The sequence below is a fragment of the Pseudogulbenkiania sp. NH8B genome (assembly GCF_000283535.1).
GTDB lineage: Bacteria > Pseudomonadota > Gammaproteobacteria > Burkholderiales > Chromobacteriaceae > Pseudogulbenkiania > Pseudogulbenkiania ferrooxidans.
On the sequence record NC_016002.1, the window covers coordinates 563,000 to 577,207 of the forward strand.

Annotated in this window: 19 protein-coding genes; all 19 read right to left on the minus strand. The window is 64.2% G+C overall.

The features are described from left to right. Positions 1-11: 11 nt before the first annotated feature. Positions 12-1,661, minus strand: coding sequence for a hypothetical protein (locus NH8B_RS21120; protein ID WP_014085895.1), 1,650 nt, complete (start codon positions 1,659-1,661; stop codon positions 12-14). Then, a complete protein-coding gene (locus NH8B_RS02635) occupies positions 1,661-2,242 on the minus strand; it encodes a phage tail protein (protein ID WP_014085896.1) in 582 nt (193 codons plus the stop codon). Before NH8B_RS02635 ends, NH8B_RS21120 begins: the two co-directional genes overlap by 1 nt. A 3-nt stretch (positions 2,243-2,245) precedes the next feature. Next, positions 2,246-3,343: a baseplate J/gp47 family protein gene (locus NH8B_RS02640; RefSeq protein ID WP_014085897.1), complete on the minus strand. Its 1,098-nt coding sequence runs from the start codon at positions 3,341-3,343 to the stop codon at positions 2,246-2,248. After that, positions 3,330-3,704, minus strand: a complete 375-nt coding sequence (locus NH8B_RS02645; RefSeq protein WP_014085898.1) for a GPW/gp25 family protein — start codon at positions 3,702-3,704, stop codon at positions 3,330-3,332. The genes NH8B_RS02640 and NH8B_RS02645 overlap by 14 nt, the downstream gene beginning before the upstream one ends. Continuing rightward, on the minus strand, positions 3,701-4,798 hold the full coding sequence (locus NH8B_RS02650) for a phage late control D family protein (RefSeq protein ID WP_014085899.1): 1,098 nt from the start codon (positions 4,796-4,798) through the stop codon (positions 3,701-3,703). Before NH8B_RS02650 ends, NH8B_RS02645 begins: the two co-directional genes overlap by 4 nt. Beyond that, a complete protein-coding gene (locus tag NH8B_RS02655) occupies positions 4,786-5,004 on the minus strand; it encodes a tail protein X (RefSeq protein ID WP_014085900.1) in 219 nt (72 codons plus the stop codon). Before NH8B_RS02655 ends, NH8B_RS02650 begins: the two co-directional genes overlap by 13 nt. A gap of 3 nt (positions 5,005-5,007) precedes the next feature. Further along, a complete protein-coding gene (locus tag NH8B_RS02660; protein ID WP_014085901.1) occupies positions 5,008-5,550 on the minus strand; it encodes a phage tail protein in 543 nt (180 codons plus the stop codon). Positions 5,551-5,562: 12 nt separating this feature from the next. Then, positions 5,563-7,515, minus strand: coding sequence for a phage tail tape measure protein (locus NH8B_RS02665; protein ID WP_014085902.1), 1,953 nt, complete (start codon positions 7,513-7,515; stop codon positions 5,563-5,565). Between the two features lie 188 nt (positions 7,516-7,703). Further along, positions 7,704-7,949, minus strand: coding sequence for a phage tail assembly protein (locus NH8B_RS02670; RefSeq protein WP_014085903.1), 246 nt, complete (start codon positions 7,947-7,949; stop codon positions 7,704-7,706). 3 nt (positions 7,950-7,952) lie between these two features. After that, complete coding sequence (locus NH8B_RS02675; protein WP_014085904.1) at positions 7,953-8,468, minus strand: phage major tail tube protein; 516 nt, start codon at positions 8,466-8,468, stop codon at positions 7,953-7,955. Between the two features lie 3 nt (positions 8,469-8,471). Further along, a complete protein-coding gene (locus NH8B_RS02680; RefSeq protein ID WP_014085905.1) occupies positions 8,472-9,908 on the minus strand; it encodes a phage tail sheath subtilisin-like domain-containing protein in 1,437 nt (478 codons plus the stop codon). After that, the gene (locus NH8B_RS02685) at positions 9,898-10,095 is read right to left on the minus strand and encodes a hypothetical protein (protein ID WP_014085906.1); all 198 of its coding nucleotides are present in this window, start codon (positions 10,093-10,095) and stop codon (positions 9,898-9,900) included. The genes NH8B_RS02680 and NH8B_RS02685 overlap by 11 nt, the downstream gene beginning before the upstream one ends. Further along, complete coding sequence (locus NH8B_RS02690; RefSeq protein WP_014085907.1) at positions 10,092-10,589, minus strand: Gp37 family protein; 498 nt, start codon at positions 10,587-10,589, stop codon at positions 10,092-10,094. The genes NH8B_RS02685 and NH8B_RS02690 overlap by 4 nt, the downstream gene beginning before the upstream one ends. Further along, entirely contained in the window at positions 10,531-10,965 is a 435-nt protein-coding gene (locus tag NH8B_RS02695; RefSeq protein ID WP_014085908.1) for a hypothetical protein, read from the minus strand. Before NH8B_RS02695 ends, NH8B_RS02690 begins: the two co-directional genes overlap by 59 nt. Next, positions 10,962-11,249 (minus strand): hypothetical protein, encoded by a 288-nt coding sequence (locus tag NH8B_RS02700; RefSeq protein ID WP_014085909.1) that lies wholly within the window; start codon positions 11,247-11,249, stop codon positions 10,962-10,964. The genes NH8B_RS02695 and NH8B_RS02700 overlap by 4 nt, the downstream gene beginning before the upstream one ends. Before the next feature lie 12 nt (positions 11,250-11,261). Further along, positions 11,262-12,281 carry a major capsid protein gene (locus NH8B_RS02705; RefSeq protein ID WP_014085910.1) on the minus strand — a complete coding sequence of 340 codons (1,020 nt, stop codon included), beginning with the start codon at positions 12,279-12,281 and terminating at the stop codon, positions 11,262-11,264. Positions 12,282-12,298: 17 nt separating this feature from the next. After that, complete coding sequence (locus NH8B_RS02710) at positions 12,299-12,664, minus strand: head decoration protein (protein ID WP_014085911.1); 366 nt, start codon at positions 12,662-12,664, stop codon at positions 12,299-12,301. Between the two features lie 13 nt (positions 12,665-12,677). Further along, complete coding sequence (locus NH8B_RS02715; protein ID WP_014085912.1) at positions 12,678-13,976, minus strand: S49 family peptidase; 1,299 nt, start codon at positions 13,974-13,976, stop codon at positions 12,678-12,680. After that, the gene (locus NH8B_RS02720; RefSeq protein WP_014085913.1) at positions 13,958-14,164 is read right to left on the minus strand and encodes a hypothetical protein; all 207 of its coding nucleotides are present in this window, start codon (positions 14,162-14,164) and stop codon (positions 13,958-13,960) included. The genes NH8B_RS02715 and NH8B_RS02720 overlap by 19 nt, the downstream gene beginning before the upstream one ends. Positions 14,165-14,208: the final 44 nt, after the last annotated feature.

The following is a 14,208-nucleotide window of genomic DNA, read 5'->3' on the forward strand; positions in this document are numbered from 1 at the left end:
TTTTTCCCTCCTTACGGGCGAATGTTGGGGTCGTACCAGCCGAGGGTCGTGATGTACATGTTTTGGCCGGCGCTTCGCTCTCGATGGCGGATTTGGGCGGATGCATTCGTCCAACACTCCACCTGCCCGCCAAGGTTTACCGATGTGCTGTTGCCGATGGAATCAAGCGGGGCGGCGCTGGTCGCAGGCGCCACGTCGGCTATGTCAGGCGTCGAGAAATACGTGCCAGTGGATGCAATGTAAACGTCAAAAAACGCTTTCACCGGCAGCCGAGGTACGGTGCACGTGAGCAATGACGCAGTTGTCGATGTCGTTCCGCTGAAATCCAGAACAGGGGTGTCCCACCAAAACTCTTGGCCGCGCTGAATAAATTTCACCCACTGCCCGGAGCCGTTGGTAGGCACGGCACCGATGTAACGGTATTGCGTGTAGTTGGCCGGAAGCGTGGGGACCGACGAGCTGAGAGAGAAAATAACGTCGACGACACCAGTATCGGGACGGCGAATTTCGTAGAAGTAATACCAAGTTGAGTTGGCGATGATACCGGTATCCAAGCCACCAACGCCGGTGCCAACCGCCCATGCTGCCGTCGTTTTGCTGATTGACGACGCCAAAGTCATGAGCGCCGCTCCGGTACTGTTGGCGGCCTGGCCGGCTGCAATGGTCATGGTCGTAGACGATCCCGCCGTGGACAGCCCAAGTCCGGAATAATGCCCTATGGGGCAGTAGGCAGTCGGCAGCGGATCCAGGATCACAAAATCCACCCCATCGTACTCAAGGTCCGCCAGCTGGCTGGCCACAATCACCGGCGCCACCTTGTTGCCAGCACTGTCGTACTGCTTGATCGACTTGGCGCCGAGGCCCGATGCGTTCAGCGTGTCTGAGCCGTTGCCTGCACCGTTGAACTTAACGCGGAACCGCTGCCCGGCGGCGTAGGCAGTCAGCGCCGGTACCGGCGACAACGTAAAGCTCGGCGCCGCGCCGGAAGAGGTGAACGCGGTCAGCGCCTGGCTTTGCACCTGACCTGCGCTGACTGCATGTTGGGTCTGCGTGGCGCTGGCCACACTGAACGCCTGTCCATTACTGCCAGCCAGCGGCGCCTTTCCAGCCAGCGCGTTGTTCATCGTGGCGGCGAAGTTGGCGTCGTTGCCAAGCGCTGCGGCCAGCTCGTTCAGCGTGTCGAGCGCGGCAGGCGAAGAAGCTACCAGCGCCGCGATCGCGGCTTGCACGAAGGCGGTGTTGGCGAGCTGCGCAGTATTCGTTCCAGGTGCTGCTGTCGGCGCGGTCGGCATGCCGGTGAGCGGTGCGCTGTCCAGCGGAGCCGCACCCAACGTCGCGCGGGCGGTTGCCGCGTCGACATCGTCCAACAAGGTGCGAGCGAAAGCCGTCAGGCTGGTGGTGGCGAAGGTGTCGGCGCCTGTGGAATAGATCAGCTTGTCGGCAGCAGTGACAACGGCTGCCAGCGCGGTCAAGGTGGCGTCGATCGGTTGCTTGCCGGCCGTCAAGCCATCAGCCAGCGCCTTCAGGAATGCCGTTCGCTCGGCAAGCTGCTGAGCCTGCAAGTTGGCCGTTCCACCAGCGCCGCCCTTGACGCGATCGAGCACTTCAATCTGGTAGACGTCGGGGAATCCCGGGTCGGCCGGTACGGTCAGAAAAGCCATTACGCGACTCCATAGGTGTAGCTGCCATCGAAGGCGGCCATATCGTTGTAAATCAGTTCGGCATTGGTGAAATCGATGCCCCACAGCAGAGAACGAGCAGGCGCTACCGAGTCGAGCAGACGGCGCACTGCATCGGCCTGGCGCACAGAGAGAAGCTTGTCGATGCGGACACGGTATTCGGCCCACCCGGCCGGATCGTCGTAGCTGGCGAAACCGTCAAAGGCCACTGACCCGTCGTAGCAGTAGCCGTTAGTGCCCTCGTCGATCTCGATTTCGCCCAGGCTGAGCGCGCGGAACACCTCACGGATTGCCGCCGGCGTTCCCTTGATGCGATGCAGCCGGATCGCGCCCTTGAGCAAGGCGCGTTGCGCCTCCTCAGTTGCGGCCAATTCCCAGCCATCGTCGAGCAGGCTGTATTCCTCGGCCAGGGTCGGCAGCAGCGAGGCGTCGACCCGGTCGATCCAGCGCACCAGCACCTCCTGCGGATCGATAGCCACCAGACGCGCCGACCAGATGTCGGCGAGCGTCGCAAACCGCTCGTCGCCCGCCAGCACGGCAGGCAAATCGGGATGGGTTGTCATGGCTTACTCCGGCACGGACAGATCGACACCCAGGCAGTGCCGCCACTCCCAGGCTTCACACGCGACGAACGCCGGCTCGGTGAGCGCCACCGCGTGAACCGACGGTTGCACGGCCGAGATGAACTGGCTGGGAACGATGTCGCCACCCAGCGATGCGGCAAAGCTGGTGGCCAGCGCCAGCGCGGCGCCGGTCGCCTCTTGCTCGACAGTAGCCGTGACATCGCCCTGATTGGACGTGAGCGTGCCCCGCACCCAGTAGTCGACCGCGATTGGTGCCGCGGCATAGACCGTATCGTTGAGGACTCGAATGTCCTCAGCCCCCACGGCGGCCTGGACTGCATCCAGCACGGTCTGGCCGGGCAACCCGGTATCGAGCAGCGGGTACACCGTCACGTCACCGGGCACCGGGTAATGCCGCCGTACCGCCACGTCGATCACGGCGGGGTGGGCGCGCATTGCGTGGTAACGGTAGGCCGGCGCCGGCCCTGCAACGCTGTAGCGGTCGAACGACAGCAACAGACGCTGCTGCAGGCGCTCGTCGGTTTCTTCGGGCGCACCGCCATCCGTCGTCGTGGTGTTGCTGACGGTCAGGCCGCTCGGCGCACCGGCAAGGATGCTGACCAGCTGGTTGATCTGACCGGGGATGTAGCCGTTACCCTGGGCACCGGCATCAGTGGCGCTCGCCGTGACCGACGCGGCGAGCTGGCCAGCCGTCAGTGTGGCGCTCTCGATGGTGGCCATCGTCAGCGCTCCATTGCCGGTGGCCACCAGCGTGCCGGCCGGGATGACGAAGTCGGCCTGCTGCGCCACCGACACGCGAAACTCCAACGTGCAGCCCGCGGCGTAGGCCGGCAGGCGACTCTCGCCGCGGTCGTTCGCCAGTTCGTCGAGGATTGCGCCTCGGCTGTAGCGCACCAGGTTGAGCAGCGCGGCGTCCTGCACCTGCTCGCGCAGCAGCGACTCGCGGTACGCCATGAAATCGATCAGCAGGCGCTCGGGCTGGGCGGGGTACAAAGTCTTGGCGCTGCGCTCTTCATAATCGGCGACCAGCTCCTGCACGATCTGGTCGGAAGACCGGCTGATGAACTCAGGTTTGGCCATTGCTTACCTCGGTGATTTGTTGAGAGTCGCCGCTGGCTGGCTGCCAGGTGATGCGGATCTTCCAGTGCGCCTCGTCATCGCCTGGCGACAACGTGACGCCGACGATCTCGGCGCGCGGCTCCCACATGGCAATGGCGGCGTACACCTCGCGCACGACGTTGGGCAGCGCCACGTCGACCGGCGCGTCGATCCACTTCCAGGCGTCACAGCCAAACAGCGGCCGCAGTGGCACAGACCCTTTGGGCGTGCCAATGACGATGCGGATGCACTGGTCGATGTCGTCGAGGTCTTCGACCACGCCGCCGGGCTCGCCCAGCTGTGGCGACCAGTCGGCCGATTGAATGTCAGAGAGCTGGATCATTTCGAGGCCTTGCGTTTGGCTTTGCGGTTTGCGGCGGCCTGCTTGGCCTCGGCACTGGTGCGCAGGCGCTGCCCGGTAACTGACACGTCCCAGCCGCCGGAGCGGGTGGCCGAGTGCCGGCTTTCCGACAGCAGGTAATCGCCGTCGCCCTCGCCGAGGCAGGCGATGTTCAGCGTGTTTCCGGCCAACAGGCGAGGGTCGCCGATCAGGGCGAATTCACCCTCGACGGCCTTGAGGTTCTTGTCGCGCAGCGCGGCCTTGGCCATGGCCACGGCCTGCTGTTTGTTCTCGGCCCGGGTGTTGAGCTTGAGGGTGTCGGCCTTGTCCTCGATCACCTTGTCGCCGCGCTTGCGCTTGGCGGTGGGCGCGTTTTCGGTGTGCTCCACCAACTGGCGGGTTTTCGGGTCCATGTAGGCCACCGTGACGCTCTTATACGTCGCTGCGGTCTTGTCGCGTACCCGGTAGGTTTTCAATTGCGGGCGCTGCGTGACCGTCAGCACCGCGTCGCGATCGTCCACGGCGGACAACGGCGCCACGAACAACTGATCGCCACGCGCCGACACCATGTGCCCGTACTGCTCGGCGATGCGCTTCAGAAACCCGAGGTCGGTTTCCTGATTCTGGGTGACACGCCCCAGCGGCACCTCATCAGGCGAGCCAACCAGCTGCAGGTCGTTGCGCTGGGCAACCTGCCTGGCAATGCTGGCCAGCGTCTGGCCGTTGTAGGCCTTGGTCTGCGTGGTGCGAACGGCGCGGGTGACGCCGGCGGACAGCGCCTTGATGGTGACCTCGTCCGGCGGGCCGGACAGCTCGCACTCGTCAACCTCGAACTCGCCGCACGGCAGCATGGCTTCTCCGGCATAGCCAAAGCTGGCAGTAATGCGGTCGCCCTTTTCCGGGTACCAACTGCCTGACCAGCGGCCGTGACTGTTTTCCAACACGAGCTCCAGCTCGTCAGCCTCGCCCGAGCGCTTGTCGTTGTAGACCAGCCGCACGAAGTCGCTGCTGATGTCGGCGGTGATGTCCTTGCCTTCGTACTGAATAAAAAAAACCAGGCGCTTGGGCCCGGTGTCTTGTGTGCTTATCGCTTCCACGGCGGCAGATCCTCCTCGGCCAGCGCCGGGTCATCGTCTTCCAGAATCGGAATCTTGACCGACAGACCGGCCGATAACGTCGGCAGGATGCGTAACTGGGGATTGGCCTCGATGATGGGGCTCATCAGCGTGGCGTCGCCGTAGTATTCCCAGGCCAGCGTGTCCCAGCGCTCGCCGGCACTGGTGATGTGCTCGAGGTAATCCATGGCTCAATTCCGCGTAATCTTGGTGAATTCGACGCCATCCTTGTTCTTCACCGTGGCGGTACCCGCGCGCGAAGTCTTGGCGCCCGGCGTCTTCTTCGAACCCGCCTTGCCCTTTTGCTTGCGGCCCGGCGCGGCCTTGCGCTTCTCGCGGGTCGCCGCCTCCAGCAACTTCGGCTCGACATACTCGAGCAGGCTGACGCTTGCCGAGAGCGACGTGACCTTGCCGAACTGGGTGGCGGTTTGTTCCGTCACCCGAATTTTTTCGATGACGAACTGCCCCTCGATCACGCCGTGCCCCCAGATCAGCGGCATCGACTTGCCGGCACGCCGCGCTTCGTCGAGCTTCTTCAGCTCGGCTTCGGGGTCGCAGTAATACTCGTGGAAGGCCAGCTCGATCGTGAGCTCGTCGAGCTCTTCGCCGGTGCGCTGCAGAATGGGCTTGCCATCCAGCACCTCGTGGCGGGCGTACTTCGTCGCTCGGTTGATCTCGAGCCCGTCGAAGTGGGTGATCAGCTCGAACTGAATCTCGCCGAGCAGTGCAAACATGAGCGCCCCCTATCAGTACGCTGCGCGCGCCTTGTTCTCGACGGCTTGGTTGATCATGCGTAGCAGCTCGTCGCGGTGCGCGTTGAGCAGCGCCTTGAACTTGGCATCGGTGCCTGGTATCGGGTCGCCCTGAATGGTCAGCGCCGGGTTGTAGTGCAGTGTGACTTGCGGGGCGACGACCTTGCCGGGCTGCCCCTGGGCGTTGCTCTTGGAGGCTGCCACAGGGTTGAGCGGAACGGGGGCTTTCGCCCCTGCACCGGGCGCACCGCCCATGCGCTTGATCGGCGTCGGCGCCAGCAGCTTGGCGTCTTTGTCGCCATTGATCAGGTCGTACAGCCAGGTACCGAGCGTGCGTTCCTTGCCGCCGTTGGTGGCGGTCAGCACCTGGGTGATTCCCTCGTTGGCCATCGTCCCCAGCTCGTAGCCGGCCATACCGGCGCCAACCACGCCAAGCCCCTTGCCGGCGACGCTAGCCAGCTTGCCGAGCTTGCTGGCCTTGCCAAGCGTACCGGCTTTGCCTCCGCCGCCGCCAAGGTCGAGCCCGCTGCCCGGCCAGTTGGTCACCCAGACGCGCTGAACGTCGAGACCGCCGGCGGCTTCTGCTGCCTTGCCAGCTGCGTCCTTCTTGCCGACGAGGCCACCGAGCTTGCCGAGCGGGCCGAGGGCATAGCCGGCAAGGCGGGTGATGGTGCCGAGCGTCATGGCGAGTGCGCCGCCGACCAGTAGCACGCCACCCATACCGGCTACGGCCAGGCCTGCCGCTTTGGCCAACTTCGGATGTTCGCCGATGAATTCGGACATTTTGGCCGAGGCATCGCCGAGCCACTCGGTCAGCGCCTTGAGCTCTGGCGAGATCGTGGCTCCGAAAGCCGACAGGGTGTTGGTAAACGTACCGGAAGCGGCATCCCACAGATTCTTGAGGGTTCCCAGCTGCTCGTTTACTCGACGCTGCAGATCGGCCTGATTTTCCATACGGCCAACGGTGTCCTTGTAGCCATCCACTCCCTTGTTGATAAGGATGGAGAGCACCTGCATGGTTTCAGCCTCGTCACCAAAAACTTCCTTGAACGCCTTTAGCCGGTTGGTAGTCGTCAGCCCCTTGAGCTTGTCCAACTGCAACATCATGTTACCCATGCCGCCGAATTCACCCTTGCCGTCGGTAAAATCGAGCTTGATACCCTTGCTGGCCAGCTCGGCGTTGGCCTTGGCCACTTTCTTGGTGTCCATGCCAAGCTGCACCACCTTGCGTAGCGCATTGCCGGCCGCCTCGCCTTGCATGCCAGCCTGGTCGAACATCACCGCGAACGGCGCCATCGCCTTGGCCGCCTCGGAGCCCTTGCGTTTCATGGTGTCCATTGCCGGGGTCATCTTGGTGTAGAACTGCAACATGTTGTTGTCGTTCACGCCGAGATAAGTGGCCCTCTGGATGGTATCCATCAGCCCCATCATGTCGCCCTCGACCGTACCTGTGGCGTCCTGCAACTTGGCGACAAACTCGGCCGCCTGCTCCGGCGGCTTTTTCAACAGCACGCCGAGGTAGGCTGCCGACTTGCCTACGCCTCCCAGAATGGCGTCATAGCTGATGCCCTGTTTGACCAGGGCGGTCATCATGTTTTGGAAGTCAGCGGTGGTGCCGGGCAGCTTGTCGCCAAGATCCGTCGCGAGCTTGCTGATCTTGCCGTAGCGTGCATCCAATGCGCCGCCGGCGCCGAGCATGGAGACTTTCAGGCCGGTGGCGGCATCTTCGGCTTGGGCAAAGGCGGCGATCGGCTTTTGCATCATGCCGGTCAGCAGCGCGCCATCGCCCATCGCCTTGGTGCCGAGCCGATCGAGCCGGCCGGACAAGGCGCCGACTCGCGCATCGAGGCTGCTGATGGCTCCCATCGACTTGCCCGCGGCGGTGCCGAACACGCCCGACATCTGGTCGAACGCTTTGAGTACGATGCCGAACTGGATCAGGTCCATGGCAGCTCCCATAAAAGAAAACGCCCCCGATCATTCGGGGGCGCGGTGCATGTAGTTGTGATACTCGATGAACTGGCCACACCAGAAGGCCAGGTCGGCGGCGGGCAGATCGTCGACATAGTCGGCGGTCCACCCGGTAGTCGCGATCAGGTGGCAGATGGTGCGGAGCTCTGGCGACTCCGCCCCACCTAGTTTCCCTCGATGGCCGACTGCAGGCGGGCGATGTCCTTGCCCGGCATCTCGTCCAGGTCCTCCGGCACAATGCCGACACCGTCAATGGTGGTGACCTGCGCGATCAGCGCGAACACATAGTCGTGTCCCGCCTCGATCTGCATCTTACGGGCGAGACGGATGTGCTTGCCCTTCACCGGAATCTGACGGGCAACGCGATCAGCGGACAGCTTGAATTCGTTAAGTTCTGCGGTTTGGCTCATGGTTTAAATCCCCAGAATGCTGCGGAGGGTCGAGAGGAAGTCCTCGTCGCCCATCTTGAAAACCTGGTTGATGACGTCGATCTCGACGATCAGCTGGCCGCCCATCGTCTGCTTGATCGCGTGCACGGCGAACTTGGACGGCGCTTCGATCGGCTCACCCTGCTTGTGCGTGCCGAGACCGAGCGACTTAGGCAGCACGGTCAGATGGGTGACGACGGACACCTCCTGGTTGAGACCGCCGGTACCGTCGAACACGCGCTTGACCGAACGCACCATGATCTGGGTGGACTTGCGCGGGTTGAATGCGCTGGCGGCGAGCTGCTTGTCGTAGCTCGACCAGGTGATTTCGGCCTCCATCTTGTCGACGCCAGCGGGCAGCTCGATAGAGCCGATGCCACCGGTAGGCTTGCGCTCAGTAGTCTTGAACTGGATTTCCGGCAGCTTGACCTCGTTGGTGGCACCGAAATACTGATTGCCGTTGACGTAGACCACCGCCTCGCTGATGGTTTCAAGCATCATGGCTTAGGCTCCTTTCAGGTTGACCAGGTACTCGCTGGTCAGCTCGCTTTCGTACGTCCCGCGCTCGAACGGCGGCGGCGGGGTGAACTTGTAGCTGAAGATGGCGTGGCCGTTGGCCAGCTCGGCTTCGGTCTGGCGCGCCGGGTCGTACCAGCAGATGCCATCCAGCAGTGCGCCATCGCCCTTGAGCTTGCGCAGGAACTGGTTGATCGACTCGACGATGGCGTCGATCAGCGCCTGGCTGATCGGCTGATCGATGTACTGCAGCGAGAAGTAGCGGATCGACTCGTCGATGACATCCTGCGTGCGGGTGACCGGAATGAACGTGGTCAACCCGGTCTCGCTCGGGAAGTTGGCCTGCCGGTTGCCCCAGACGCGGAAGCCGCTGCCGAAGCTGTTGAACACCGTGACGATGCCGACCTCGTTCAGCAGGTTGACGTCGCTCTGCGGGTCATCGATGCGCGCGGACAGGTCCAGCTCCAGGCCGACGATGCCCTTGATCTCGGTGTTGGACGGCGACCACCAGTAGCCTTTGTCCAGATCCTTGGCGGCCATCACTCCGGCAAGGCGGGCGGACAGCGGCTGCAACTTGGTGCTGTCGTTGGCCGAGTCGTACACCTTGACGTGCGGGTAGCACAGGATGGCGCTGCGGCTCGAGGTGTTGAATGGCGAGTTCTCGACGGTCGGGCCGCGCATGGCCACCGCCTGGTCGCGCGTGGTTCCGATCGGGGCGTCGATCAACGCCTTGGCAGAGAGCTTGTCGCCCCAGGCAATCAGCTCGGAAGATACCGACGCCAGGCTGGCATAACCCGGCGCGATCAAGATTTTAGGGAAGAAGCCGAAGCGCTGATAGGTGTCCGGCAACAGCTTCATGCCGGTTTTCTTGCCGGTGACGCCGTCGATCGCGCCGATCAGGTCGGCTGGCGTGACCTTGCTCGGGTCGGCGTAGTCGTACGACAGCTTGACCGAGGTTGCGCCCGCCGCAATTTGGCCGCCCGCGACGCGCACGATCTCACCGGTCAGGGGCGTAACGGTGTAGTCGGTGCCCTCGGTGTACGTCGTGTTTCCGTCGGACGACTTCACCACCAGCGCCGCGATGGCGGGATGCGCCGTTTTCAGCCGCCCGGTGGCCGCGTCGAACACGGCCGCCTCGTTGGCCACGGCGGTTTTATGCACGGCCGGGTCGAGCACGTTGATCACGATCACTGTGCCGGCGCCCTGGTCGTAGATGGCATCGAGCGTGTCGGGGATGTTGAAGCCGTCCAGCGTCGGGCCGAATGCGGCACCGTCCGTTTCGGTCAGGCACAGGGTCGAGGCATTGACCGGTCCGGTCGGCGCACAGCCGAGCAGCGCGATCACGGCGGACTTCACAACGAAAATCGCCCGGACGGCCCGGGCGATTCGCGTGGTCTCTACACCGTGCAGGAAGTTAGCCGGCATCGCTTTCTCCTTTTTGGATGGGTTGTTCCGGGGTTTCCAGCGGGGTCAGGTGATTGAGCCCGACCAAGCGCTGTACATCACGGTTGTCGGCGTGCAGGTCGTATTCCTGACCGTTGATCAGCACCACCTCGCCGGCATCGCCGGCCAGGTTCAGGCCCGAGAGCGGGCCGTTGTAGCGGTATTTCATTGGGTGTTCTCCACCACGGTGACGTGGTCGTGAGGCAGGTTTTCCCAGGTTGCGCGCACCAGACGCGGGCCGGCGTCAGGGTCGGCCAGCGGCACATTCGGAGCCGGTACGGTGAAGGTGACGAAGGCGACCCAGACGTTGTCGAGTACTTCCGGCGCGCTTTCTTCCTGCAGCTGCATACGTCCGGCACAGCCGGCCGGCATGAATCCGGACAGCAGCAGGCGGCAGGAGTCGATCAGCGCGTAGAGCCCGCCGTTCTTCCGCTTCGAGCGGTGCCGCACCAGCAGTTGCCATACCTGAAGGCGGGATTCCCCGCTGCCACTGGTGCTCGGGGCCGGCTTGCCGGTCAGCCCGGCGAAGTAGACGAACACCTGGCCGACGTCGAAATGGCGCACCAATTCCTGCGGGGTATCGGGCAGCCCCATCACCTCGATGTCAGCCGGCAAATAGGCTTGCAATCGCTGGATCAGGCTGTCCTCTGTCTGGCTGAGCATTGAGTGTCACCTCCGAGAGCCGGGCTTCGATGAGATGGCCGTCGCCAACGTAACGCACGCCGCGCACGTTGTAGCGGCCGACCTCCTGGCCGTTCTCCTCGATCGTCATTTCCTCGACGTGGCCAGCCTCCACCGCGGCCTTGAGGCCGGGAAAGTGGCTGGCTTGTGCGCTCAGCACAAAGTCGGTGAAGTCGAAGCGGGTGTTGAGCCCCTCGCCGCCAGGGGCATCGATGCCGATGCCCTTGGTGGGAGACTCGAAGAGAACGGGCTGCTGAACGACGGGATCGCCGCCCAGCGAGGGAAACCAGGTGGCCGTGGCGCCGAAGGCGTCGGCCAGATCATCGAAGGCGGCGGATTGTTCCGCCGCCCAGGTCATTCGCCGGTACCGGAGTTGCCGGTGTCGGCGCCGACATCACCGCCGGCTCCCTCTTCGCCACCGCCTTCACCACCACCTTCGCCGCTGGAATTGCCAGTCGGCGGAGTGGTGGCGCTCTCAGCCTTGGGCGCGGACTTGGCGGCGCGGGCCGGCTTGCCAGCTTTCTCAGCCACGCCGAGTTCATCGACGAGGCGCTTGCCTTCGGCGTCGCCGACCTCGAGCGTGTCGCCAGCGGAATGGGCGCCATCAGCGGTTTGATAGCTGCACAGGAGTTTGATCCACATGGTCGGTTCTCCTTACAGCACGGTGGCGGACAGCGAAGCGTTGATGCGGTACGGGATCACCAGCGGCGCGGACTGCATCAGCAGCCAGCGCACAGCCGGGTCTTTCTCCAGCCAGCTCTTGGCGTAGTACGGCAGCGCCTGATAGCCAGCTTCTTCGTCCTGAATAGCACCGAAAGCGCGGTAACCCTCGAGGCCGGAAGCCGACGTCATCAGCACGGTGCCGCTCGGCAGGAACGGCTTTTCAGTGTCATCAGCCGGATCGACGTACCAGTCGGAGTAGGTGTAAATGTCGAAACCGTCGATGCTACCCATGAACTTGCCACCGTCGCCGGCGGCGGCCGGGGTCAGCGTGGCGATGCTGCCGTTCAGACTGTTCCAGCGTTTCTCAACGGCAGAGTTGCTACGGAACGCTTTCCAGGCGTTGGCGTCCATCACCACTTCGGTCGGGTAGACGCCGGACTTCTGCGCCACCTTCAACGCCCAGTCTTGCAGGTCGTCGAGCGGGTTGACGCCGGCGTCGGACCACTTGGCACCGGCGCCCTTGACCACGCGTAGCTCGGCATCGCGCTGGAAGTCGATCAGGCGAGCCGGGTAGCCCTCACCGCTGATGGTGTACTTGCCGTCGATCAGCGCCTTGGCGGCCATCAGCTCCAGGCGGCGGTCCACACCTTGCACCTGGTCGGCCAGAGAGGTTGCCAAGTTGATCTGCAGGCGCTGCTCGGGGCTCAGCACACCGCCAATCTGCTCGCCGATGGCACGGCGCAGTGGTGCATTCGGCTTGAACTGGCGCTTGTCCTTGATGTAGGCCGGCTTGAGCGATTCAACGGAGCGACCGTTGTCGGCCACAACCTGCCCCGCCTTGAGAGGGGAGACGAACGGCGCGATGCGACGGCGGCCGTGCTCCACTTCGAAGTGGATCTCTTCGCTGGTTTCGTTCTGTTCCTGCCGGAAGAAACTGCTCAGCAGGAAGAGCTTGGGGCGGTTCAGTGCGGCGACGACGCGCGCCAGTACGGCAGTGGCAAAAATATCCATGTGTCAGGTTCTCCGGGTTAAACGAGGAAGATGCCTTTGTCGCGCAGGGCGTCGAAGGTGCTGGCGGCGGTGTGGCCGTCGCCGAAGGTCAGAGCGGCGGCGTTGAACGGGCCGTTGAAGTAGGCCATCGCCTCGACGTCGGCACCGCTGGCGTCGACATCGTCGTCAGCCAGGATGGCGTACGGGACTTCGGAGCCATCGTTGGCCGCGCTGACGGACAGAACGAGCTTGCCGCTGGCGGTGATCTTGCCCAGCACAGCGCCGCGCGCCAGCACGCCACCACCGCCCAGCACAACGATTTTCTTGGCGACGACGTCGTCGGTTTCACCGGCGAACAGCGCATCGGGCGTGTAGGTGCCCTCGGTCTTGATTTGTGCGTACATGCGTTACGGCTCCTTACTGGATCAGGGAGATGATGCCGGCGGCGAGCTTGTCGGCCTTGGCGGCATCGCTGAGGGTGTCCTCGGTCTCGCCGGCTCCGACGTTCGGATTGCCCAGCGCGTCCATGGCCTTTTCGAACGGGGAGACCGTGGCGACCGGTTTCGCCGCGGCGGCAGCGGCGGCCGGGGCGACGTCAAGCAGGGCGCCGGCGGTAGCCGAGTCCATGTCGGTGGTCAGCGCCAGCTTGCGGGCCAGCGCTTCGCGGCCGGTGGCTTGCGGCAGGTCGAGAATGGCGCCGATGCGGGTACGCTCGGCGGTTCGGGCATCGGCACCGGCTTTCACCACGGCGGCGTCGAGCTGGGCCTGGGTGATCACACCCTCGTTTTGTGCGGATTGGGGCACGGTATTTCCTTTCATGAACACACGGGTTTGCGGTCGGGCCGCGTCGGAGAGCATCTGCACCACCTCTTCCATCGAGGCGATGCCGTCTGCAAAGCGGCCCGCCACCGCGTCATCCGCGTTGAGCAGGCCTGCCTGGGTGTCGATGACCGCCTGTCGATCGAGCGAGCGCCCGGTCGCCACGTGGTCAACGAACATGCCGTAAATCCGGTCGATTTCCTTTTGCATGTCTGCGCGGGTGGCATCGTCCAGAGGGGCATGGCTGTTGCCGGCGGCTTTCTTGGCGCCGGCGAAGATCGGGGTGTAGGCGTAGCCCTGCGCCGCATCACGCTTGCTCTGGTCGACGTGCATGGCAATCACGCCGATGCTGCCGACCATGGCGGTGCTGGGCAGGTAGATTTTCTGGGTGGCGGTCGCTGTGGCGTAGGCCGCCGAGAAAGAGCCCTCGTTGGCGTAGGTCCAGATCGGCTTCTGCTCGCCCATCGCCTGCAGCCGTGCTGTCAGCGTGAACAGACCGGCCACGCTTCCGCCGGGGCTGTCGACCTCGAGCAGCACCGCGCTGATGTCCGGGTCGCGCATGGCGGCGTCCACCAGCATGGCCACGCGGTCGTAGCTGGTCATGCCGCACAGCGAGTCCATCCAGCTGCCGCGCTGTATCAGCGGCCCCATAACCGGGATCACCGCCACGCCGTTTCCGGCCACCTGGTACGGCTTGCGCTGGCTTTCGGCCGCGGCGAGCGGTCGACCAGCCGGCATGCTGTCTTCCACATCCGCCGAGGGCCGCATCGGCAACCCGCTGGACAGAGCCAGGCTCATGGCCAGGTGCAGCTCATCGGCCTTGTCCGGCAGCAGCATCAGCGGTGTGTTGTAGAGCTGGCCGAATAGCCGGGGGTATCTCAGGGCGTCGGGCTGCATTTCAGGATGCCTCGTTCGATTTGCCGGCGGCGGCGGGCGACCTCACGCGCCCCGCCGCCGAGCGGGACGTCGTAGACCTTGCGGCGACGGCGCGGCGCGCTGGCGGTCAGGAACAGCTTCGGGTTGGCAAAGCCGAGAGCCAGCAGCAGCCAGTCGAAGGCGGCGTTCAGTTTTCTCCAGAGGCGCATGGCGTTCTCCCATAGAAAAAGCCGCCCGGAGGCGGCTGGTTGCA

Excerpts from the sequence above, each read along its gene's own strand:
- NH8B_RS02655 (WP_014085900.1), bottom strand. The coding sequence starts at position 5,004 with ATGGATTACCTCGAGCACATCACCAGTGCCGGCGAGCGCTGGGACACG.
- NH8B_RS02645 (WP_014085898.1), bottom strand. The coding sequence starts at position 3,704 with ATGATCCAGCTCTCTGACATTCAATCGGCCGACTGGTCGCCACAGCTG.
- NH8B_RS02715 (WP_014085912.1), bottom strand. The coding sequence starts at position 13,976 with ATGCAGCCCGACGCCCTGAGATACCCCCGGCTATTCGGCCAGCTCTAC.
- NH8B_RS02710 (WP_014085911.1), bottom strand. The coding sequence starts at position 12,664 with ATGTACGCACAAATCAAGACCGAGGGCACCTACACGCCCGATGCGCTG.
- NH8B_RS02705 (WP_014085910.1), bottom strand. The coding sequence starts at position 12,281 with ATGGATATTTTTGCCACTGCCGTACTGGCGCGCGTCGTCGCCGCACTG.
- NH8B_RS02695 (WP_014085908.1), bottom strand. The coding sequence starts at position 10,965 with ATGACCTGGGCGGCGGAACAATCCGCCGCCTTCGATGATCTGGCCGAC.
- NH8B_RS02675 (WP_014085904.1), bottom strand. The coding sequence starts at position 8,468 with ATGATGCTTGAAACCATCAGCGAGGCGGTGGTCTACGTCAACGGCAAT.
- NH8B_RS02700 (WP_014085909.1), bottom strand. The coding sequence starts at position 11,249 with ATGTGGATCAAACTCCTGTGCAGCTATCAAACCGCTGATGGCGCCCAT.
- NH8B_RS02635 (WP_014085896.1), bottom strand. The coding sequence starts at position 2,242 with ATGACAACCCATCCCGATTTGCCTGCCGTGCTGGCGGGCGACGAGCGG.
- NH8B_RS02690 (WP_014085907.1), bottom strand. The coding sequence starts at position 10,589 with ATGCTCAGCCAGACAGAGGACAGCCTGATCCAGCGATTGCAAGCCTAT.
- NH8B_RS02665 (WP_014085902.1), bottom strand. The coding sequence starts at position 7,515 with ATGGACCTGATCCAGTTCGGCATCGTACTCAAAGCGTTCGACCAGATG.
- NH8B_RS21120 (WP_014085895.1), bottom strand. The coding sequence starts at position 1,661 with ATGGCTTTTCTGACCGTACCGGCCGACCCGGGATTCCCCGACGTCTAC.
- NH8B_RS02680 (WP_014085905.1), bottom strand. The coding sequence starts at position 9,908 with ATGCCGGCTAACTTCCTGCACGGTGTAGAGACCACGCGAATCGCCCGG.
- NH8B_RS02720 (WP_014085913.1), bottom strand. The coding sequence starts at position 14,164 with ATGCGCCTCTGGAGAAAACTGAACGCCGCCTTCGACTGGCTGCTGCTG.
- NH8B_RS02640 (WP_014085897.1), bottom strand. The coding sequence starts at position 3,343 with ATGGCCAAACCTGAGTTCATCAGCCGGTCTTCCGACCAGATCGTGCAG.
- NH8B_RS02685 (WP_014085906.1), bottom strand. The coding sequence starts at position 10,095 with ATGAAATACCGCTACAACGGCCCGCTCTCGGGCCTGAACCTGGCCGGC.
- NH8B_RS02660 (WP_014085901.1), bottom strand. The coding sequence starts at position 5,550 with ATGTTTGCACTGCTCGGCGAGATTCAGTTCGAGCTGATCACCCACTTC.
- NH8B_RS02670 (WP_014085903.1), bottom strand. The coding sequence starts at position 7,949 with ATGAGCCAAACCGCAGAACTTAACGAATTCAAGCTGTCCGCTGATCGC.